Consider the following 22,329-nt stretch of genomic DNA (forward strand, 5'->3'; position numbering starts at 1 on the left):
GAGATATGTCATGAAAAAACTAGCTTACGCCGTCCTAGCACCGGCACTGTTACTAGCGGCTTGTGCGAATGGAGAAGCGACGACGACGAAGGTCGTCAAGGATGTACCAAAAGGGGTTCAATCGGACGTCAAGATCGCCGTCATCCGCAACCTGGCATCGGACGACCATACGAAACAATTCCTTGATGGCGCACGAAGTGAAGGCGAAGCGCTCGGCTTTAAAGTCAGCACGTTCATCTCAGAAGGCAATGACGTCAAGTTCAAGGAACTGGTCGCACAAGCGATTCAGCAAGATTATGATGGGCTCATCATCTCGCATGGTAAGGAAGACTACGCCTATGACATGATCAAACCGGCGGTCGATAAAGGACTTAAGGTCGTGACGTTTGATACGGTCACGAAGAAAAAAGGAACGGCGTTAAAAGGTGTGACGGAAACGTTCCAAAACGATCATCAACTCGCGAAGCTATCCCTTGATGAAGTGACGAAGGTGACGGACAAAAAGCCGGTCCGTGTCATCAAACTTTGGTTCGGACCAGGTTTTGCCCCGCTCGATCGTCGTCAGGAAATCTACAAGACGTACGAAGCAGACGGTAAGATCAAAACGCTTGAGACGGTTGGACCGACAAACTTCCAAGATGTCCAAGGGGATATCGCAACGAAGATGAATGCGATTCTCGCGAAATATCCGAAAGGAAGCATTGATGCGGTTTGGGGAGCGTGGGACGAAGTCGCAAAAGGGGCTTACAAATCGCTCAAGGATAATAAACGTCAAGAAATCCCGCTGATCTCGATCGATGTCTCGAATCAGGATATCAACCTGATGCGTGAAAAAGACAGTAACTGGGTCTCGACGAGTGCGGTGGATCCATTCTTGATTGGACAAACGGATATGCGATTACTGGCTAAGAAAATCGCTGGCGAGAAGACACCGGACAGCTTTGATCTCGACGCGAAACTCGTGGAGCAGAAGGCGTTGAAGCAGGATACGACGATGTACAATCTCGATACGATCATCAAAGGATGGAGTACATCGGACAAATTCAATGAACCGTGGATGGACCGGTTGCGTGACGTCCATAAAAAACAATGACGTCTACCAATCATCACTTGAAGATGACCGGGATTTCACTGGCGTTTCCAGGAGTGCAAGCCTTAAAACAAGTCTCGTTTGAAGTGAAATCCGGTGAAATCCACGCGCTTGTCGGTGCGAATGGTGCCGGTAAGTCGACGTTGATGAAAGTCTTATCCGGAGCGGAAACGGCGGACGAAGGAACGATCCGTCTCGACGGGAAGGAGTTGTCCATCACATCACCACGTGATGCGAAACAGATTGGAATCGACCTCGTCCAACAAGAGGTCGATGTGGCGCTTGTCCCGTATTTGACGGTCGCTGAGAATATCTGTCTCGATCTGTTGACGGACGGAACGATGACTGGCTTCGTATCCCAACGCCGTTACATACAGCGTGCCAAGGAAGCGTTAGCGACATTACAGGCGGATATTTCCGTCAAGACACGTGTCGAGGAGTTGCGGCTTGCTGAAAAGCAACTCGTATTGATTGCCCGCGCCCTCGTCCAAGAACGCCGTTTTTTGATTTTAGATGAACCAACGGCACCTCTCAGTCAGGCGGAAACAAGCCATCTCTTTTCAGTCGTGCGTCGTTTAGCCGAACGAGGGCTTGGGATCATCTTCATCTCGCATCGTTTACAGGAACTATATGAGATTTGCGACTCCATCTCGGTCATGCGCGACGGTCAACTCATCTCGCGACATCTTTTGGCAGACATCACGAAGGAAGCTGTCGTTGAGCAGATGCTCGGGCGTCAGCTTACGTCTGTTGCGAAAACGTCACGGGTAAATGCAACGAACGTATTGACGGTCGAGAGTGCTACGAATGCGGACGTCCACGAGATCTCCTTGACGGTTCAAGCAGGTGAAGTCGTTGGTATCGCGGGTCTTGTCGGTGCCGGTAAAACGGAATTATGCAAAGCATTGTTCGGTGATCGTCCGTTTCAGGAAGGGGAGGTTCGGATAGGTGGAAAAGCCCATCGCCTTCGCAATCCACAAGCTGCGATTCAAGCGGGGATCGGTCTCGTTCCAGAAGAACGAAGAAAAGAAGGGATCCTCGTTGCCGATTCTGTCGCAGAAAACCTAACAGCAGCGGCAGCTCATGATTTCGTCAACCGTTGGGGGCTGATGGATCGTCGCAAAGAAGCAGATCAGGCATCGCAATGGGTCAAGGAGCTGGGCATTAAAGTGGCAGACGTGAAACAGGAAGTAGGTCAACTATCCGGTGGGAATCAACAAAAAGTCGCCATCGGAAAATGGTTACTGACCGATGTTTCTGTACTCGTCTTGGACGAACCAACAAAAGGTGTCGACGTCGGAGCCAAACAAGATATCTATCGTCTGATTGACGGACTCGCGCAACAACAAAAAGGGATCCTTTACGCGACGAGTGAATGGGATGAACTTTTGACCGTCACGGACCGAATCTACGTCATGTTCGATGGACGGATCGTCCATGAAACGAAGACGGCGGACACATCAGAAGAAACCTTGTTGTGGTATGCGACAGGAGGAGGGCAACGATGAATGAGGTAGTATCAAAACAAACGAACCGAGGGAAGGGTTTACGTCCTGTCCTCGGATTCTTGAACGACTGGGGGATCGTCCTCGCGATCCTTGCCCTCGTCCTGTTTTTTGCGACGACGGCTCCAACATTCCTACAAGGGACGAATTTGATTAATATTTTACGAAGTATCTCCATCGTGACGATTATCGCGATCGGCTTGACCGTCTCTTTGACAGTCAATGGATTTGATTTATCGGTCGGGTCGACCGCGACGCTTGCGAGTTCTTTCGTCGTCTCGTTCTTCGTCTGGTACAGTCTGCCGCTCGGTGTCTCGATTGGTTTAGCACTTCTCTTATCTCTTAGCGTTGCTCTGGTGAACATCTTACTCATCGTCTGGTTTAAGATTCCGGATTTGTTTGCGACGCTTGCGACGATGTTTATCGTCGAAGGTGTCGCGATGACGTATACCGGTGGTGGTTCAATCAGTGCCGGAATGCCGCGCCTGGACGGTACACCAACAGTCGGCACGATTCCGGAGGCATTCGCGAAAATCAGCCAGGCACCTTGGATCATCGTCATCATGCTCGTCGTCGTCGCTGTGACACACGTCTTCTTAAGCCATACGCGACACGGTCGTTTTCTCTATATCATCGGTGGGAATCCGGAAGCCGCACGACTGACAGGAATTCGTGTCAACCGCTACCGGGCACTCGCGTATCTGATTGCTGGGTTACTTGCGGCAGTCGGTGGGATTTTGCTTGCGTCACAAGTCGGATCGTCACAAATCAATGCCGGTTCCGGTTATCTGATGCCAGCGGTCGCAGCCGCATTCATCGGCTCGTCGTTCGCAGGACAAGGGAAGCCGAATGCGCTTGGCACACTCGTTGGGGCTTGTCTCGTCGGGATTCTTGAAAATGGTCTCGTCATGCTGTCTGTTCCATACTATTCGTTGAATATCATCAAAGGGCTGGTCCTTGCGGTCGCACTCGCGACGACCTATGCGCGGTATCGAAAAAAATAATTAAAATTCGACGTTTCGTTTATAACATATTCGGTAATATTCAATATATGAAAGGATGGTGATGCACATGAATGATTACCAATGTAGAGGGAACGATCGCATGTCGCTTCTGAAAGAAGAGGATCACCGGACTTGACGAACGTTGTCCATTGACACGGATGTATTCGTGTTTTACGTGCAACCGCACGGTTCAAGAACGGATCACGGCATGTGTTCGTTCCTGAAACAAATAAGGGGGAAACGCTACGGCGTTCCCCCTTTTTCATGTGCTAGAAACTGCTCGTATTTCTTTAAAAGCGTAGCGGAATATGAGATGATATAAAAAGTCAGAAAATTCAACTACTACGAGAGCAAGGGGCCTGACAATGCGAACATACACTAAGGAGATTCAAGCGATTATCGACAACGTAGAGAAAGTCATCATCGGTAAGGAAGATGTCATCACACAATCATTGGCAGCACTACTAGCGGGCGGTCACGTCCTATTAGAAGACGTACCGGGAGTCGGGAAGACGATGCTCGTCCGTGCGTTCAGCCGATCGATCGGGTTGACCTTCAAACGTGTTCAGTTCACGCCAGACCTACTTCCGTCGGATTTGACGGGTGTATCGATGTATAACCAGAAAACAAGCCAATTCGAATATAGACCGGGTCCTCTAATGGGGAACATCGTCTTAGCCGATGAGATCAACCGAACATCACCGAAAACTCAATCTGCCTTACTCGAGGGAATGGCGGAAGCGAACGTCACCGTCGATGGTGAGATTCATACGCTTCCGAATCCCTTTTTCGTCATGGCGACACAAAACCCGATTGAACACGAAGGAACGTATCCGTTACCAGAAGCACAACTCGACCGTTTCCTCGTCAAAGTCAAAATGGGTTATCCTGATTTCCACCAAGAAATGAAGCTGCTGACACGTTTCGAACGGGATGAACCAATTGAAACGCTCGAAGCGGTGATTGGTCGCGAGCAATTGCTCCAGATGAAAGAAGAAGTCAAGAACGTCCATGTCTCACAGCCTGTCAAAAAATATATCGTCCATCTCGTCCAAGCGACCCGGACGAACGGTTCACTTTATCTCGGCGCAAGTCCCCGTTCTTCGATTGCCTTGATGAAAGTCGCGCAAGCATGGGCATACATGGAAGGGCGCAGTTTCGTCTTACCGGATGATGTCAAACATCTCTTGATTCCGGTCCTGTCACACCGCTTGATTTTGACAGCGGACGCGCGTTATCACGGTCAATCGTCTGAACGGATTTTAGAACAAATCAAAAAAGAGGTTGCTGTACCCATCCAACAAGACGTGGAGTCCCTATGACGAAGTGGCAAATTGGTTGGCGTTACGCTGTACTCCTTTTGACGACGGTTGCCTTATGGACATATGCGCGCGTCGATGGCGGAAATGTCGCTTCCTTGCTGTTTTATGTCATGGCGGGTTTGACCGTCTACTGGACGCTCTTCCTCGTTTGGCCCGTCACGCAGGCACTGGCGACGCGCGAAGTCTCGAATAAGATGCTCGTTGCCGGAACGGATATCCCGGTTTCCTTACGGGTTCGCCGACGTTTTCCGTTTCTGGTCGGAGCCGTCGAGGTGACGGAGGCGATTCCAAACGAACTCAGCGAAGAAAAACTCGATATCAGCCGTCCGCTCCGTGCCCACTACCGGAAGACAGAGCAAATCGACTACACGATTCCATCGATTCGTCGAGGAGTCTACCAGATCCCTGGCTGTATCGTTGAAATTACGGATCCATTCGGTCTGTTCAAGCGGAAACGGATGTTTCCGGTCGAGACGTATCTTGCAATCGAACCGGCACGTCTTGCCGTTCAACTTCCGCATGAGGAGGATCGTGGCGATGGGGGAATCTCCCCTGTGTCGCTTGATCTTCGTCAATCGTCCTTTACTGTCGTCGGGGTCCGGGAATACGTCAGTGGTGACCGGATGAATCAGATCGACTGGAAAGCGACAGCGAAACGTCAAGGCTTAATGACGAAGACGTTCGAGCGAGAGCAAGAACGAGAGACGACGATCGTCTTTGATGAGGGGACGGAAGCGGGTGAAGCCTTCGAACGCGTCATCTCGATGCTGGCAGAAGCGACGGATCAGTTGAACAAACGACGGCTGAGCTACCGGATTCACCTCGTCGGACATGCCGTTCAATCGTTATCGTTACCGCTTGAAGGAGCGAAACTGACGCATTACCTGATGACGGCGCAGCCGAGTCGGACGCGGACGTTCATCGAGTCATGGGAGTACTCGTCTAAGGCGCTTCGATTAAGCGGGAACGTCCTTTTCATTACACCGGATCTTGAATCGAACAATGAACTATGGATTTCGAAGATTAATCAAGAAGCCACCGTTCATGTCTACACACCAGAACGGAGGGGAGTGCGATGATGCGACGTTTGATTTGGAACGCCATCGCGGCATCCGTCCTGACTTGTTTCATGCCACCACTTCTTGAACTGACGACATTCGAGCATCTCTGGTCATTTTTACCGATGCTGTTTCTGCCGTTGCTGTTGTCGCATCTATCGCGGCGTTACTTTTTACTCGGAAGTCTCGGTGGATTACTGCTGTCGTTCTATCTGATTTTGACGCCGGGAGCAGCACCATGGGGTATCTTTACGGAAATCAGTTCAGATATTCAGAGCGTCATCAATGGTGAATTACCAGGACGACCCGCTTTCGCGCTTTCGATCGGTTTGATTAGTTTTTTGATCGCCTATCTCGCGCGTCGGACGTTCCCGAATCGTGGGTTCGTCTTCGGACTTGCCTTCGGAGTCATTGGATTCATCGCGTATTGTGATACATGGACGGATTACTCGGGAGAGACGTTCATTCTCTATCCGATCATCTTGTCCTTGCTATTGCTGTATGCGACGGAGGTCAACGAACGACCACGTGCTTCTTACGTTCGTCCGTTGAGTGCCTTATTCATCATGGGTGCCGTCATCGTCGCTGCTGTCCAAAGTCCTGTCATCAATGCGACATGGCAAGACAGTTGGTACGATTTGACGTCCGGTCTTGAAGGTGAAGGAGAGCCGACAAATGCAATTCAAAAGGTTGGCTATGGTAACAATGACGAGCAACTCGGAGGACCGTTCCAGATGGATGATCGGGAAGTTTTCCAAGTTGAAAGTGAAGGGAACCGATACTGGCGAGTCGAGACGAAAGACATTTATACCGGCAAAGGCTGGGTCTTGTCAGAGTCGAATCCGGAAATCGATGCGCGTGGCTTCTTCTCGCACTTCGGGCGAGAAGTCAAGACGCGTGAAGAAACAGCGACGTTTGAGATGGCACGTGAATTACCGTTCGTTCCATATAACGGAGATAACGTCCGGGTCGCGGTCGATCAACAACGACAAAATGTCTTGGTTGATCCAGAGAATCAAAAAATATCGTATCTAGACGAGGCGGATCGTCAACGTAACTATCAAATTGACTATTCATATCCGCTCTTTACGGAAGAACAACTTCAGACAGATGAACCCATCAATTTATCGGAGAATGAAACAGCGCGGTATCTCCAATTGCCGGATGGCTTACCACAGCGTGTCCGTGATTTAGCGGAACAAATCGTTGAGGGTGAGGAGACACCGTGGGACAAGGCACGGGCGATTGAAAATTATTTCGAAGAAGAGAACTTTGAATACAATACGGAGGAAGTCGCTGTACCAGGAGAAAATCAGGATTACGTCGATCAATTCCTGTTCGAGACGAAGCTCGGATACTGTGACAACTTCTCGACGTCGGCTGCTGTTTTGCTACGGGCAGCCGGGTTACCCGCACGCTGGGTGAAAGGGTTCACAGGAGGCGAATCCGACGTCATCGGAGCTGCCGTGACGAGTTATACAGTGCGGAATAAAAATGCGCACTCGTGGGTCGAAGTGTACATCGAAGGACCAGGCTGGGTACCGCTTGAGCCAACAGTCAGTTTCGATGGAGCAGGACAATACACGATCGATCGGGAAACGGATAACGAGACGGAACAAGCAAATCCGCAACGTGAGACAGAAGATAATACGGAGACAACGACGCCAAATCGTCCGCAAGAAAATCTTCTTGATGAAGAACAGACGACTAGCGCTGGACAGACGGAGCAGAAGTCAATTCCATTTTGGCCAATCTTCCTGACGGCACTTGCTCTCTTGTTCCTCTATCTGTTCCGAAAACCAATCATTCGAACGCTCGCGATTCTCTTCTTCCGAAGACAAATCGAGCGACCGGAAGGATTCCGCCGGATGTATCGCTACCTCTTACGACGTCTTGATAAAAAAGGATTCCATTATCAAGATGGTCGGACGCTTGCGGAACTCGCTCATGAAGTCGATGGGTACTACGAAACGTATGCGATGCGACCGTTGACGGATGCTTACGAACGGATGGTCTATGGTGGAGAATCACTGTCGGCTGAGAAAAAACGTGAATATTTCGAAAATATCATTCGTCATGTAGAGGGTTGATATTTACGAAACGATACAGTTACAATGGGAACAACGTAAATCACACACATGCAATCTCCTTTGTATATACTCGCGAATATGGCGCGAGAGTCTCTACCGGGTCACCTTAAACGACCTGACTATGAAGGAGCAGACCCTTCGTATACATTTTTTTGTGAAGCGGCCTGCTCTTTTTCCATTTTATCCATGGGCGAAGAGTGGGCTTTTTTCATAGGGTACGCATGAAATCAGAAAGGCGGGAACAGATTTGGAAGCACATTTGGACCAGGAAATGATTCTCGTCCTCGATTTTGGAGGACAGTACAATCAATTGATCACACGTCGTATTCGGGACCTTGGTGTCTACAGTGAGTTGCATTCGCATAAAATCACTGCAGCAGAAGTAAAGGAAATCGCACCTGCTGGTATCATCTTCTCAGGTGGTCCACGTAGTGTCTACGCAGAGGATGCGTACCGGTGTGACCCAGAAATCTTCGACCTCGGTATTCCAATCTTCGGGATCTGTTACGGCATGCAGCTCATGTCACAACATTTCGGCGGAACAGTAGAACGTGCGGGACATCGTGAATATGGAAAAGCCACATTGACGTTACAAGACCCGTCACCGATGTATGCGAATCTACCGCTTGAACAAACGGTCTGGATGAGCCACAGCGACCTCGTCACATCTGTGCCAAACGGATTCGTCGTCGATGGAACGAACGTGTCATGTCCGATTGCTTCGATCAAGAACGAAGAATTGAAAATGTACGGTGTGCAGTATCACCCGGAAGTGAACCATACGGTCTTCGGAAAAGAATTGCTCAAGAACTTCCTCTTTGAAGTCTGTCAATGTGCAGGCGATTGGTCGATGGAGAACTTCATCGAAATCGAAGTAGCGAAGATTCAAGAACAAGTCGGCGACAAAAAAGTCCTCTGTGCACTTTCTGGTGGTGTCGACTCGTCTGTCGTTGCAGCCTTGATCCACAAAGCAATCGGTGATCAATTGACATGTATGTTCGTCGATCACGGTTTATTGCGTAAGGGTGAAGCAGAGAGCGTCATGAAGACATTCGCGGATCACTTCCACATGAATGTCATCAAGATTGATGCCCAGGACCGTTTCCTCGACAAACTCCGTGGTATCTCGGATCCAGAGCAGAAGCGTAAAATCATCGGCAACGAGTTCGTCTACGTCTTCGACGAAGAAGCTTCGAAGCTGACGGACATGGACTTCCTTGCCCAAGGTACGCTCTACACGGATATCATCGAGAGCGGTACGGATACGGCACAAACAATTAAATCACACCACAACGTCGGTGGATTGCCGGAAGACATGCAGTTTGAATTGATCGAACCGATCAACACGTTGTTCAAGGATGAAGTCCGTGAACTCGGGAAGGAACTCGGTCTTTCTGATGAAATCGTGTGGCGTCAGCCGTTCCCAGGACCAGGTCTCGGAATTCGTGTCCTCGGTGAAATCACAGATGAGAAACTCGAAATCGTCCGTGAATCTGATTTCATTCTTCGCGATGAAATCAAAAAAGCAGGACTCGAGCGCGAAATCTGGCAGTACTTCACAGTCCTTCCTCCAATCCGATCGGTTGGTGTCATGGGCGATGAGCGGACATACGACTATGCGGTCGGAATCCGTGCTGTCACGTCCATTGACGGAATGACATCAGACTGGGCACGTATCCCATGGGACGTGCTTGAGAAGATCTCGGTCCGAATCGTCAACGAAGTCCAGAACGTTAACCGCGTCCTGTACGATGTGACGTCGAAACCACCGTCAACGATTGAGTGGGAGTAATAAGTGATCAGCACCACGTTTCTGTAAAAAGAACGTGGTGCTTTTTTGTTATCTCCTGCTACACTATGAGATGGAGCTTATTATTCTAAAGGATTAGGTAAGGATATTCGTTATGAACAAACGTGATGCATATTGGGATAATGCAAAATTCGGATTGATTACGCTCGTCGTATTCGGTCATTTGATTGAACCGATGATTTCAAAAGATGTCGGTATGACGAACCTGTTTCATTTCATTTATCTGTTTCATATGCCGGCATTCGTCTTCATCTCCGGCTATTTTACAAAGGGACGGATGACGACATCTCGTCTTCTTCGACTCACACTAGACTATCTTGTACTGTTTCTACTTGTACAAACGGTATTCGTCGCAGTGACAAAGTGGATGGGACTTACACAATATGCGTTTTGGACGCTGCAACCGGCGTATATCTATTGGTATCTGTTTGCCGTATTTATATGGACGTTAATGTTGTGGGGAATCGTCTGGATCAATCACTTTCTACAAGTGTCATTATGGTACTTTGTCGCAGGAAGCATCATGGTCAGTGTTTATCTCGGCTTTTTTGAAACGATTGGTTGGACACTCAGTGCTTCACGGATTATCGTATTTTTCCCGTTCTTTTTACTGGGCTATACATTACGACGACACAAGTTAACCTTTCCGACGTCGGGTGGCGCAAAGGTTTTTGGATTAGGGATGGGCGGAATCGCAATCGTCCTACTGTTACGTTACCCAGAGATTTTGAACTTTCAATTGTTGAGTGGTACAAGCGGTTATGCTCCTATGGGTCTCGGTTTAGAAGGAGCAGGTATTCGACTTTCTTTGTATGGTTTGCAACTGCTTTTAGTCTGCGCTTTTTTTGCTTGGATACCACGACGACATGGAATTGGAACAACACTGGGTGCTCACACATTACCGATTTATGTCGGACACGGTTTTATCGTCAAAGCGATGGTAGCTGCATCGTTCTATGACAATGTAGAGAGTTGGCATCTGGTATGGGTTGGGATGACAACCATTCTAATATTAGTTTTACTTGGAAACTTCCCAATGACACTGCAACTATCGAAATGGATCAAGGTAGATTCCGAACAGAAGAACGCTTACAAAACCGAACGTTCGGATAAATTAAGTGGTTAAATTTCGCTTTTATGGTTGACCCGTGAATTTGACCGTGCTACGATGTGTCTGTTCTTATTTTTCATACCACTAAAAAACATAAATAATGCCGTATAATTCTGGGGATAGGGCCCGGAAGTCTCTACAGGAACACCGTAAAGGTTCCTACTACGGCGCACACGCAGCATCGTGCGCTTATTGAAACGGCTTTTACCGCTTAGGTAAGGGCCGTTTTTTGTTTTCAAGGAGACGGCTTATTTGGAAGGAAGGCAATCATGAGCACACAATTGAAACAGCCACACCAACCGAAAGCAAAAGAAAATGCGATTGCGCGTTTCTTTGATTTCAATGGGCTTGGTACGAACATGCGTACAGAGTTCATCGCCGGCATGACGACATTCTTTGCGATGGCGTACATCCTGTTCGTCAATCCAAACACATTAGCGGACGCGGGAATGGATGCAGGAGCGGTCTTCGGAGCGACGGCGCTCGTCGCAATGATTGGTTCCATCACGATGGGGTTACTCGCGAACTATCCAATCGCGCTTGCACCAGGTATGGGACTAAATGCTTTCTTCGCCTATAGTGTCGTCATCGGAATGGGTATTCCGTGGCAAACTGCACTCTCAGGCGTTCTCGTCTCAGGTCTTGTCTTCATGGTATTGACGGCTTCAGGTATTCGTGAGGTCATCATCAACGCAATTCCAGAACCGTTGAAAATGGCTGTTGCAGCAGGTATCGGATTGTTCATCGCGTTCATCGGTTTAAAAACAGGTGGTCTCGTCGTTGCGAATGAAGCGACACTCGTCTCACTCGGTGATTTAAGTAAAGGAACAACACTTCTCGCGGTATTTGGTCTTGTCGTATCGGCGATCTTGATGACACGTGGTGTCAAAGGCGCAATCTTCTTCGGAATGATCGTGACGGCGATTGCTGGAATGATCTTCGGTTTGATTCCAGTCCCAACAAGTCTTGGTGAGATTGTTTCAGCACCACCGAGTATCGCGCCAACATTTGGACAGGCATTCCTCCACTTTGATGAAATCTTCACGGTTCAAATGATGATTGTCATCCTGACTTTCTTCTTCGTTGATTTTTTCGATACAGCAGGTACGTTGGTTGCAGTAGCAAACCAAGCTGGTCTGATTAAAGAAAATAAAGTACCGCGTGCTGGTCGCGCATTAATCGCTGACTCAACAGCGACGGTAGCAGGTTCGATTCTTGGAACATCAACAACGGTTTCTTACGTTGAATCCAGTGCAGGGGTCGCAGCAGGTGGTCGTTCAGGTATGACGGCAATCGTCACAGCATTGTTCTTCGGTCTTGCTTTATTCTTCTCGCCATTACTTGCAATCATCACAGCGCCGGTCACGGCACCTGCATTAATCATCGTCGGTGTATTGATGGCAGCTTCATTGCTCCAGATCGATTGGAAAAAATTCGAGTATGCGGTTCCCGCGTTCTTGACCGTCATCATGATGCCGTTAACGTATTCAATCGCAACAGGGATTGCATTCGGTTTCCTCTTCTATCCGGTCACGATGATCGCGAAAGGACGAGCAAAAGAAGTGCATCCGATCATGTATGTATTATCACTCGGTTTCCTCGGTTACTTCATCTGGTTGCATTAATCCAAACTGCGTCTTTCTTCTATATAGAAGAAAGACGTTTTTTTTATTGGGAGAGGGTAAGGGAGAAGAGAGAGGATGATTCAGATGTTACAGCAGATTACTGGACCTGTATTTGAGTACTTGGCTGAGAATAGGTTACTGATTCAATTAGCGAGAAAAGTCGGATTGCCGCTTGGTGGAACATTATTCGTCGGAGGACAGGGCGCAGAAGAGACACTCGACACTGTGAAACAATTTAATCAAGATGGACGAGCTGCTACGGTGGATTGTCTAGGAGAGTTCATTGAGACGGAGCAGGACGCGGTAGACATCGCAAATGAATGTATTAAAGTCATCGGGCAAATCAAAGAACATGATCTAGATGCACAAGTATCGCTAAAGCTAACATCGATTGGATTAAGAATCGATCCGGATATCGCCTATCAACAGTTGAGTCGTATTGCAGAGGTTGCAGATCAACAAAACATGCGCGTGACAGTCAACATGGAAGAAGCGATGATGGTTGAGTCAATCGTCAGAGTCTTCGAACGCGTGCATGAACGATATCCAAACGTCGGGATTGCGTTACAGGCAAACGTCTATCGAAGTCGTTTTGATCTAGAACGTCTTCAGGCAACAGTACGTATCGTCAAAGGGGCATACGATGGAGACGATGAACTCTATATTCAACCGAAGAAGACAGTCGATGAGACATACCTTCAATTAGTAAAAGTTAATTTGTTAAATGGGAACTACACGCAAATCGCGACACATGATGAACAGATCATTCAGCAAATCATTGACTTTACTCAAATGAAACAGATTGATCCATCACGGTTTGAATTTCAAATGCTTCAAGGCATGCGACCGAAACGACAACAAGAGTTAGTTCGACAAGGTTATCGTGTCGTCATCTACGTTCCGCATGGTGTGGACTGGTATACGTATTTGATGAGACGGTTAGCAGAACGCCCAGCGAATATCGCGTTTACAGTAGGAGCCATGTTAAGAAGGTAAAGACTTTGCGAAGAGGATTTAAACTCTTTGCAAAGTTTTTTTAAAATAATGCTTGTGTTTGTCGAATTTTGTTGTTATATTAATAAATGTTCCAGCGAGACGCCTTTTATAAACGGTTCGTTGGGGCTGAAAAGTTTTTTAAAAAGCATGGTTGACATAATCAAAACAACCTGTTAATCTATTAAAGTCGCTAAGGCGGCAGACGAACTTTGAAAACTGAACGATGAGGCAAAAATCGTATTCTACGGAATACAAAAACGAATGAAGCGCAAGCTTCGTCAATCGTGACTTCGGTCACACAACGAGCAAGTCAAACACTTCATGGAGAGTTTGATCCTGGCTCAGGACGAACGCTGGCGGCGTGCCTAATACATGCAAGTCGAGCGCAGGAAACTGACGGAACTCTTCGGAGGGAAGGCAGCGGAATGAGCGGCGGACGGGTGAGTAACACGTAAGGAACCTGCCTCAAGGATTGGGATAACTCCGAGAAATCGGAGCTAATACCGGATAGTTCATCGGACCGCATGGTCCGTTGATGAAAGGCGCTCCGGCGTCACCTTGAGATGGCCTTGCGGTGCATTAGCTAGTTGGTGGGGTAACGGCCCACCAAGGCGACGATGCATAGCCGACCTGAGAGGGTGATCGGCCACACTGGGACTGAGACACGGCCCAGACTCCTACGGGAGGCAGCAGTAGGGAATCTTCCACAATGGACGAAAGTCTGATGGAGCAACGCCGCGTGAGTGATGAAGGTTTTCGGATCGTAAAACTCTGTTGTAAGGGAAGAACACGTACGAGAGGAAATGCTCGTACCTTGACGGTACCTTACGAGAAAGCCACGGCTAACTACGTGCCAGCAGCCGCGGTAATACGTAGGTGGCAAGCGTTGTCCGGAATTATTGGGCGTAAAGCGCGCGCAGGCGGCCTTTTAAGTCTGATGTGAAAGCCCCCGGCTCAACCGGGGAGGGCCATTGGAAACTGGAAGGCTTGAGTACAGAAGAGAAGAGTGGAATTCCACGTGTAGCGGTGAAATGCGTAGAGATGTGGAGGAACACCAGTGGCGAAGGCGACTCTTTGGTCTGTAACTGACGCTGAGGCGCGAAAGCGTGGGGAGCAAACAGGATTAGATACCCTGGTAGTCCACGCCGTAAACGATGAGTGCTAGGTGTTGGGGGGTTTCCGCCCCTCAGTGCTGAAGCTAACGCATTAAGCACTCCGCCTGGGGAGTACGGCCGCAAGGCTGAAACTCAAAGGAATTGACGGGGACCCGCACAAGCGGTGGAGCATGTGGTTTAATTCGAAGCAACGCGAAGAACCTTACCAACTCTTGACATCCCATTGACCGCTTGAGAGATCAAGTTTTCCCTTCGGGGACAATGGTGACAGGTGGTGCATGGTTGTCGTCAGCTCGTGTCGTGAGATGTTGGGTTAAGTCCCGCAACGAGCGCAACCCCTATCCTTAGTTGCCAGCATTCAGTTGGGCACTCTAGGGAGACTGCCGGTGACAAACCGGAGGAAGGTGGGGATGACGTCAAATCATCATGCCCCTTATGAGTTGGGCTACACACGTGCTACAATGGACGGTACAAAGGGCAGCGAGACCGCGAGGTGGAGCCAATCCCATAAAGCCGTTCCCAGTTCGGATTGCAGGCTGCAACTCGCCTGCATGAAGTCGGAATCGCTAGTAATCGCAGGTCAGCATACTGCGGTGAATACGTTCCCGGGTCTTGTACACACCGCCCGTCACACCACGAGAGTTTGCAACACCCGAAGCCGGTGAGGTAACCGCAAGGAGCCAGCCGTCGAAGGTGGGGTAGATGATTGGGGTGAAGTCGTAACAAGGTAGCCGTATCGGAAGGTGCGGCTGGATCACCTCCTTTCTAAGGAAAACGTCCCTTACGGGACATGCCCATCGTTCAGTTTTGAGAGCTCGTCTCTCAGTCTCGATAGAGACACTCGCACCTTGAAAACTGAAGACATCAACAAGACATCAAACTTTTAATTAACCATGTCATTTAAGACGTGTGTTCTTAGAATACCAACGCTAGATCAAGGTATGAAGGGCGTACGGTGGATGCCTTGGCACTAGGAGCCGATGAAGGACGCGACGAACAGCGATATGCTTCGGGGAGCAGTAAGTATGCTTTGATCCGAAGATTTCCGAATGGGGGAACCCACCATCCGTAATGGGATGGGACATGTTACGTGAATACATAGCGTAGCGTGAGGCAGACCCGGGGAACTGAAACATCTAAGTACCCGGAGGAAGAGAAAGCAAATGCGATTCCCTGAGTAGCGGCGAGCGAAACGGGAACAGCCCAAACCGGAGAGCATGCTCTTCGGGGTTGTAGGACACTCTATACGGAGTCAAAAAGGAAGACAGTAGGTGAAGGACCTGGAAAGGTCGGCCGAAGAAGGTGACAGCCCTGTAGCTGAAACTGTTTTCCCTCCAGAGTGGATCCTGAGTACGGCGGGACACGTGAAACCCCGTCGGAATCCGGGAGGACCATCTCCCAAGGCTAAATACTCCCTAGTGACCGATAGTGAACCAGTACCGTGAGGGAAAGGTGAAAAGCACCCCGGAAGGGGAGTGAAATAGATCCTGAAACCGTATGCCTACAAGTAGTCAGAGCCCGTTAACGGGTGATGGCGTGCCTTTTGTAGAATGAACCGGCGAGTTACGATAACGCGCGAGGTTAAGCCGATGAGGCGGAGCCGTAGCGAAAGCGAGTCTGAACAGGGCGTTCAGTGCGTTGTCGTAGACCCGAAACCAGGTGATCTACCCATGTCCAGGATGAAGGTCAGGTAACACTGACTGGAGGTCCGAACCCACGCACGTTGAAAAGTGCGGGGATGAGGTGTGGGTAGCGGTGAAATGCCAATCGAACCTGGAGATAGCTGGTTCTCCCCGAAATAGCTTTAGGGCTAGCCTCGAGGTTGAGAGTTCTGGAGGTAGAGCACTGATTGGACTAGGGGCCCCCACAGGGTTACCGAATTCAGTTAAACTCCGAATGCCAGCAACTTATACTCGGGAGTCAGACTGCGAGTGATAAGATCCGTAGTCAAGAGGGAAACAGCCCAGACCGCCAGCTAAGGTCCCAAAGTGTATGTTAAGTGGAAAAGGATGTGGCGCTGCCTAGACAGCTAGGATGTTGGCTTAGAAGCAGCCACCATTCAAAGAGTGCGTAATAGCTCACTAGTCGAGTGGCGCCGCGCCGAAAATGTAACGGGGCTAAACATACCACCGAAGCTGCGGATTCCGTAAGGAATGGTAGGGGAGCGTTCCAAACCGCTGTGAAGCTGTACCGGAAGGAGCAGTGGAGCGTTTGGAAGTGAGAATGCCGGTGTGAGTAGCGAAAAGAGGGGTGAGAATCCCCTCCGTCGAAAGCCCAAGGTTTCCTGAGGAAGGCTCGTCCGCTCAGGGTTAGTCTGGACCTAAGCCGAGGCCGAAAGGCGTAGGCGATGGATAACAGGTTGATATTCCTGTACCGCCGATCCACCGTTTGAACAATGGGGGGACGCAGGAGGATAGTGACGCATGCGGATGGAAGTGCATGTGCAAGTTTCAAGACCGTCTGATTGGCAAATCCGTCAGGCATCAAAGTCAAGGAACGATGCGGAGTCCCGTAGGGACGTAGGTCACGATTTCACACTGCCAAGAAAAGCCTCTAGTGAGGGGGAAGGCGCCAGTACCGTAAACCGACACAGGTAGGCGAGATGAGAATTCTAAGACGCGCGGGATAACTCTCGTTAAGGAACTCGGCAAAATGGTCCCGTAACTTCGGGAGAAGGGACGCTCTACATGAGTAGAGCCGCAGTGAATAGGCCCAAACGACTGTTTAGCAAAAACACAGGTCTCTGCTAAATCGCAAGATGACGTATAGGGGCTGACGCCTGCCCGGTGCTGGAAGGTTAAGGGGATGGGTTAGCGCAAGCGAAGCTTTGAACCGAAGCCCCAGTAAACGGCGGCCGTAACTATAACGGTCCTAAGGTAGCGAAATTCCTTGTCGGGTAAGTTCCGACCCGCACGAAAGGCGTAACGATTTGGGCACTGTCTCAACGAGAGACCCGGTGAAATCATAGTACCTGTGAAGATGCAGGTTACCCGCGACAGGACGGAAAGACCCCATGGAGCTTTACTACAGCCTGATATTGAGGCTTTGTGCATGATGTACAGGATAGGCGGGAGACGTCGAGCCCGGAGCGCCAGCTTCGGAGGAGTCACCCTTGGGATACCGCCCTTCATGCATAGAGTCTCTAACTCGCAGCCGTGATCCGGCTGGAGGACCGTGTCAGGCGGGTAGTTTGACTGGGGCGGTCGCCTCCTAAACAGTAACGGAGGCGCCCAAAGGTTCCCTCAGAATGGTTGGAAATCATTCGTAGAGCGCAAAGGCAGAAGGGAGCTTGACTGCGAGACCTACAAGTCGAGCAGGGACGAAAGTCGGGCTTAGTGATCCGGTGGTTCCGCATGGAAGGGCCATCGCTCAACGGATAAAAGCTACCCTGGGGATAACAGGCTGATCTCCCCCAAGAGTCCACATCGACGGGGAGGTTTGGCACCTCGATGTCGGCTCATCGCATCCTGGGGCTGGAGTAGGTCCCAAGGGTTGGGCTGTTCGCCCATTAAAGCGGTACGCGAGCTGGGTTCAGAACGTCGTGAGACAGTTCGGTCCCTATCCGTCGTGGGCGCAGGAAATTTGAGGAGAGCTGTCCTTAGTACGAGAGGACCGGGATGGACGCACCGCTGGTGTACCAGTTGTTCCGCCAGGAGCATCGCTGGGTAGCTACGTGCGGACGGGATAAATGCTGAAAGCATCTAAGCATGAAGCCCCCTCCAAGATGAGATTTCCCTTTGAGTAATCAAGAAAGACCCCTCAGAGACGATGAGGTAGATAGGTCACGGGTGGAAGCATGGCGACATGTGGAGCTGAGTGATACTAATCGGTCGAGGCCTTGTTCTAGCAGATGCATTGTTGATGACTTCAGTTTTGAGGGCGCGAGCCCGTCGTCTGGTGACGATAGCCAAGTGGTCACACCCGTTCCCATGCCGAACACGGAAGTTAAGCACTTGAACGCCGAAAGTAGTTGGGGGCTTCCCCCTGTGAGGATAGGACGTTGCCAGGCAAACGGTGGTTCTGGAGCATACGCTCAAGGGCCGCCGCTTTTTTGTGTCTTTTTGTAGAAAGGCATGCATCCATTTTAATGAAGGGACTGAACAGGGATATGGCGAAAAAAACGAAACTACGCGTAGCCGTCGAAGAGAACGAGACGATTGGTGCCTGTTTGGATCGTATCGATGCCATGGGATACCGCCCGACGGTCCGACGAGAAGAGCCGATCTTTAAATTAGACGCGAATGGCGAACCGTATCCAATTCGTCAGCAAATCGTCTTCGATTGCAAAGTGAAAGAGAACGAATAACTGCCTAAAGCATCCTCCGATTCATGTGGAGGGTGCTTTTTTTAGTGCTCGATTCGATGTGATCCATCCTAAAAAATAAACTCCGAATGGACACTAAACAAAATCAGAAAAACACCTTTTAAAACCGAACGATAAATTTTCAGACAATTAAATTGTTCGCCTTTGGTTGACGCCTTGGGATGGACTTGTTAAGATGAAGTCGTGACAGGATGATTGAATATAAACACCTCGTATAATAGCAGGGATATGGCTTGCAAGTTTCTACCCAACGACCCTAAATCGTTGGACTATGGGGTATATGGATGTTCGTCGATATTTCTTTGGCGTACCTTTTTATACCCTAAGCCACCCTTTTAGCCGTGGTTTGGGCTTTTTTTATGCATAAAGGAGGAAACAGCGATGGGAAATGTAGAAGTCGGCGTCATCATGGGAAGTCAATCGGATTGGGAAACGATGAAACATACATGTGATGTGTTGGAGCAACTTGAGATTCCATACGAAAAGAAAGTCGTTTCCGCACACCGGACACCGGATCTAATGTTTCGTTATGCTGAATCAGCACGTGAACGAGGACTGAAGGTCATCATTGCCGGTGCAGGCGGTGCTGCTCATCTCCCGGGCATGGTCGCTGCTAAAACGACATTACCCGTTATCGGTGTTCCTGTGAAAAGTAGAGCGCTCCAAGGAATTGATTCCTTGCTCTCGATCGTTCAAATGCCAGGTGGCGTACCGGTCGCAACGGTCGCCATCGGAGAAGCAGGCGCAAAAAACGCCGGATTGCTAGCTGCTCAAATTCTCTCGATTCAAGATGAACGACTTGCACGCAAGCTCGATCATATGCGAGTCGAACTAGAAGGAGACGTCATTGCATCTGGAGGGAACCTGCTATGAAACGAATCGGGATACTAGGCGGCGGTCAACTTGGTCGAATGATGGCTCTGTCGGCGCGTGAGATGGGCTTTGAGATTTTGACACTCGACCCAACGGACAACGCACCATGCGCGCAAGTGGCGGATCAACATATTCAAGCTGCTTTCACGGATGTCGAGGCAGCCAAACAGCTCGCAGCTGAATCAGATGTCGTCACCTACGAATTTGAGAACATCTCGACGGAGGTCGCTGAAGCGATCGGGACGAAACTGATTCATGGAACGGATCTTCTTTTTCAAACGCAACATCGGGTACGGGAAAAAGAGATGATTGAACGCATTGGACACTCTGTCGCTCCGTACTATCCGGTGACGCATCCGTCTGACTTAGAGGAAGCAAAACAACGACTCGGGTTACCGTTCGTCTTGAAGACAGCACGATTCGGCTATGACGGAAAAGGACAGACCGTCATCCGGACGGAAGAACAGTTCCAAGCGGCAATCGAGCGATTCGAACCAACAGAGTATGTTGCGGAGCAGTGGTTACCGTTTGATCAGGAAATTTCCGTCATCGTCACTCGAAGCGCAACAGAAACACGTGTCTTCCCGGTCAGTGAGAACATTCACCAAGAGAACATTTTGCATCTATCGATCGTACCGGCACGTATCTCTGAATCACTCGAACAAGAAGCGATTGCGCTCGCTGAATCGATCGCGGATGCCGTCGGGCTGATCGGTACACTGGCCATCGAGTTGTTCGTCGTTGGTTCTCGACTAATCGTCAATGAACTAGCACCCCGACCACACAATTCGGGACACTATTCAATCGATGCTTGCGAAACATCCCAATTCGAGCAGCATATCCGTGCCATCAGTGGTCTCCCACTCGGTGATACCCGTCTGACGACACCGGTCGTCATGGCGAACATCCTGGGTCAGCATGTCACAGCATTATACGAGGAACTACCGAGACTAAGCGCTCGGACGAAAGTTCACTTATATGGAAAAGCAGAAGCCAAGACAGGACGCAAAATGGGCCATTTGAACATTCTTGCGGACACCGTCGACGATGCTTTGGCAGAAGTCGAACGCCTGTCGATATGGAAGGAGACAGTTCAATGATCGAACGGTATACACGTCCTGAGATGAAAGCGATCTGGACCGAACAAAACAAATTCGAGGCTTGGTTAAAAGTCGAGATCCTTGCGTGTGAAGCATGGAGCGAACTAGGAGTCATCCCGAAAGAGGACGTCCAGTTGCTTTGGGACAATGCCTCTTTTGATGTCAACCGCATCCTTGAAATCGAGCAAGAGACACGTCATGATGTCATCGCCTTCACGCGTGCCGTCTCTGAGACACTCGGAGAAGAACGCAAGTGGGTCCATTACGGACTCACGTCAACGGACGTCGTCGATACAGCACTCTCGTATCTGTTGAAGCAAGCAAATGACATTCTCGCTGCAGATCTCGATCGATTCATCGATATCTTAAAAGTCAAAGCGAACGAACATAAATATACGGTCATGATGGGACGCACACATGGCGTACATGCAGAACCGACGACGTTCGGTCTGAAACTAGCGCTTTGGTATGAAGAGATGAAACGAAACAAAGTCCGTTTCGAAGCAGCACGTGAGACGGTCGAATACGGCAAGATGTCAGGTGCCGTCGGGACATTCGCGAACATCGACCCATTCATTGAAAAGTATGTCTGCGAAAAGTTAGGGACAAAGCCGGCTCCGGTCTCAACGCAAACGTTACAACGTGATCGTCATGCACACTATATGTCGACACTTGCTCTGATCGCGACATCGATCGAAAAGATGGCAACGGAAATCCGGGGTCTGCAAAAGACGGAAACACGTGAAGTCGAAGAATTCTTCGCTAAAGGTCAAAAAGGATCATCGGCGATGCCGCACAAGCGGAATCCAATCGGTTCAGAGAACATGACAGGTCTTGCCCGAGTCATCCGTGGACACATGGTGACGGCGTATGAGAACGTCTCACTTTGGCACGAACGGGATATCTCGCATTCTTCGGCAGAACGTATCATTCTTCCGGATGCGACAGGACTGCTCAACTATATGTTAAACCGTTTCGGAAACATCGTGAAGAACTTGACGGTCTTCCCGGACAACATGAAGCGGAACATGGACCGGACGTTCGGCGTCATCTTCTCGGGACATGTCTTACTCGCTTTAATCGAAAAAGGCTGGTCGCGTGAAGCAGCGTATGATTTCGTTCAACCGCGTGCGATGCAGGCGTGGGAAGAACAAATCATGTTCCGTGACTTATTGTGGCAAGAAGAAGAGATTCAACAGCTTTTCACAGAAGAAGAGCTCGATGCGTGTTTCGATCCGACGTACCATACGAGTCGCGTCGATGAAATTTTTGAACGGTGTGGCTTGAACTAATCAACCTGAGACGG

Annotated in this window: 14 protein-coding genes, 3 rRNA genes and 3 riboswitches; all 17 genes read left to right on the plus strand. The window is 49.6% G+C overall.

Annotated features, from left to right (window positions below; translation table 11 throughout):
• Positions 1-10: 10 nt before the first annotated feature.
• Entirely contained in the window at positions 11-1,093 is a 1,083-nt protein-coding gene (locus K7G97_RS02495; protein ID WP_223041301.1) for a sugar ABC transporter substrate-binding protein, read from the plus strand.
• Positions 1,090-2,598, plus strand: coding sequence for a sugar ABC transporter ATP-binding protein (locus K7G97_RS02500; protein WP_223041302.1), 1,509 nt, complete (start codon positions 1,090-1,092; stop codon positions 2,596-2,598). The genes K7G97_RS02495 and K7G97_RS02500 overlap by 4 nt, the downstream gene beginning before the upstream one ends.
• Complete coding sequence (locus tag K7G97_RS02505; RefSeq protein WP_029340729.1) at positions 2,595-3,599, plus strand: ABC transporter permease; 1,005 nt, start codon at positions 2,595-2,597, stop codon at positions 3,597-3,599. The genes K7G97_RS02500 and K7G97_RS02505 overlap by 4 nt, the downstream gene beginning before the upstream one ends.
• A 365-nt stretch (positions 3,600-3,964) precedes the next feature.
• Positions 3,965-4,921: an AAA family ATPase gene (locus K7G97_RS02510; protein WP_023467045.1), complete on the plus strand. Its 957-nt coding sequence runs from the start codon at positions 3,965-3,967 to the stop codon at positions 4,919-4,921.
• On the plus strand, positions 4,918-6,000 hold the full coding sequence (locus tag K7G97_RS02515; protein ID WP_055970223.1) for a DUF58 domain-containing protein: 1,083 nt from the start codon (positions 4,918-4,920) through the stop codon (positions 5,998-6,000). The genes K7G97_RS02510 and K7G97_RS02515 overlap by 4 nt, the downstream gene beginning before the upstream one ends.
• The gene (locus K7G97_RS02520; RefSeq protein ID WP_223041303.1) at positions 5,997-8,069 is read left to right on the plus strand and encodes a transglutaminase TgpA family protein; all 2,073 of its coding nucleotides are present in this window, start codon (positions 5,997-5,999) and stop codon (positions 8,067-8,069) included. Before K7G97_RS02515 ends, K7G97_RS02520 begins: the two co-directional genes overlap by 4 nt.
• 40 nt (positions 8,070-8,109) lie before the next feature.
• A riboswitch (purine riboswitch) is annotated at positions 8,110-8,211 on the plus strand.
• Between the two features lie 129 nt (positions 8,212-8,340).
• Positions 8,341-9,861: a glutamine-hydrolyzing GMP synthase gene (gene guaA, locus K7G97_RS02525; RefSeq protein WP_223041971.1), complete on the plus strand. Its 1,521-nt coding sequence runs from the start codon at positions 8,341-8,343 to the stop codon at positions 9,859-9,861.
• Between the two features lie 112 nt (positions 9,862-9,973).
• Complete coding sequence (locus K7G97_RS02530; RefSeq protein ID WP_223041304.1) at positions 9,974-11,005, plus strand: acyltransferase family protein; 1,032 nt, start codon at positions 9,974-9,976, stop codon at positions 11,003-11,005.
• A gap of 68 nt (positions 11,006-11,073) precedes the next feature.
• Positions 11,074-11,175: riboswitch (purine riboswitch) on the plus strand.
• 135 nt (positions 11,176-11,310) lie between these two features.
• Complete coding sequence (locus K7G97_RS02535; protein WP_195865827.1) at positions 11,311-12,615, plus strand: NCS2 family permease; 1,305 nt, start codon at positions 11,311-11,313, stop codon at positions 12,613-12,615.
• A 75-nt stretch (positions 12,616-12,690) separates the two neighbouring features.
• Positions 12,691-13,611, plus strand: a complete 921-nt coding sequence (locus K7G97_RS02540) for a proline dehydrogenase family protein (protein ID WP_262415784.1) — start codon at positions 12,691-12,693, stop codon at positions 13,609-13,611.
• Positions 13,612-13,929: 318 nt separating this feature from the next.
• Positions 13,930-15,491: ribosomal RNA gene (locus K7G97_RS02545) — 16S ribosomal RNA — on the plus strand.
• A 167-nt stretch (positions 15,492-15,658) separates the two neighbouring features.
• Positions 15,659-18,572 (plus strand): 23S ribosomal RNA (locus tag K7G97_RS02550).
• Between the two features lie 47 nt (positions 18,573-18,619).
• Positions 18,620-18,735, plus strand: a 5S ribosomal RNA gene (gene rrf / locus K7G97_RS02555).
• The 16S, 23S and 5S rRNA genes sit together here, the layout of an rRNA operon.
• 99 nt (positions 18,736-18,834) lie before the next feature.
• Positions 18,835-19,032 (plus strand): NETI motif-containing protein, encoded by a 198-nt coding sequence (locus K7G97_RS02560; RefSeq protein ID WP_223041305.1) that lies wholly within the window; start codon positions 18,835-18,837, stop codon positions 19,030-19,032.
• Positions 19,033-19,240: 208 nt separating this feature from the next.
• Positions 19,241-19,342: riboswitch (purine riboswitch) on the plus strand.
• A gap of 89 nt (positions 19,343-19,431) precedes the next feature.
• Positions 19,432-19,923 carry a 5-(carboxyamino)imidazole ribonucleotide mutase gene (gene purE / locus K7G97_RS02565; protein WP_058704939.1) on the plus strand — a complete coding sequence of 164 codons (492 nt, stop codon included), beginning with the start codon at positions 19,432-19,434 and terminating at the stop codon, positions 19,921-19,923.
• Positions 19,920-21,023 carry a 5-(carboxyamino)imidazole ribonucleotide synthase gene (purK, locus tag K7G97_RS02570; protein WP_223041306.1) on the plus strand — a complete coding sequence of 368 codons (1,104 nt, stop codon included), beginning with the start codon at positions 19,920-19,922 and terminating at the stop codon, positions 21,021-21,023. The genes purE and purK overlap by 4 nt, the downstream gene beginning before the upstream one ends.
• A complete protein-coding gene (purB, locus tag K7G97_RS02575; RefSeq protein WP_029340741.1) occupies positions 21,020-22,315 on the plus strand; it encodes an adenylosuccinate lyase in 1,296 nt (431 codons plus the stop codon). Before purK ends, purB begins: the two co-directional genes overlap by 4 nt.
• The last annotated feature ends 14 nt before the right edge of the window (positions 22,316-22,329 follow it).

Source organism: Exiguobacterium acetylicum (genome assembly GCF_019890935.1).
GTDB classification, from domain to species: domain Bacteria; phylum Bacillota; class Bacilli; order Exiguobacteriales; family Exiguobacteriaceae; genus Exiguobacterium_A; species Exiguobacterium_A abrahamii.

Coding starts and splice junctions, on each gene's coding strand:
- K7G97_RS02495 (WP_223041301.1), top strand. CDS start 11: ATGAAAAAACTAGCTTACGCCGTCCTAGCACCGGCACTGTTACTAGCG.
- K7G97_RS02500 (WP_223041302.1), top strand. CDS start 1,090: ATGACGTCTACCAATCATCACTTGAAGATGACCGGGATTTCACTGGCG.
- K7G97_RS02505 (WP_029340729.1), top strand. CDS start 2,595: ATGAATGAGGTAGTATCAAAACAAACGAACCGAGGGAAGGGTTTACGT.
- K7G97_RS02510 (WP_023467045.1), top strand. CDS start 3,965: ATGCGAACATACACTAAGGAGATTCAAGCGATTATCGACAACGTAGAG.
- K7G97_RS02515 (WP_055970223.1), top strand. CDS start 4,918: ATGACGAAGTGGCAAATTGGTTGGCGTTACGCTGTACTCCTTTTGACG.
- K7G97_RS02520 (WP_223041303.1), top strand. CDS start 5,997: ATGATGCGACGTTTGATTTGGAACGCCATCGCGGCATCCGTCCTGACT.
- guaA (WP_223041971.1), top strand. CDS start 8,341: ATGATTCTCGTCCTCGATTTTGGAGGACAGTACAATCAATTGATCACA.
- K7G97_RS02530 (WP_223041304.1), top strand. CDS start 9,974: ATGAACAAACGTGATGCATATTGGGATAATGCAAAATTCGGATTGATT.
- K7G97_RS02540 (WP_262415784.1), top strand. CDS start 12,691: ATGATTCAGATGTTACAGCAGATTACTGGACCTGTATTTGAGTACTTG.
- K7G97_RS02560 (WP_223041305.1), top strand. CDS start 18,835: ATGGCGAAAAAAACGAAACTACGCGTAGCCGTCGAAGAGAACGAGACG.
- purE (WP_058704939.1), top strand. CDS start 19,432: ATGGGAAATGTAGAAGTCGGCGTCATCATGGGAAGTCAATCGGATTGG.
- purK (WP_223041306.1), top strand. CDS start 19,920: ATGAAACGAATCGGGATACTAGGCGGCGGTCAACTTGGTCGAATGATG.
- purB (WP_029340741.1), top strand. CDS start 21,020: ATGATCGAACGGTATACACGTCCTGAGATGAAAGCGATCTGGACCGAA.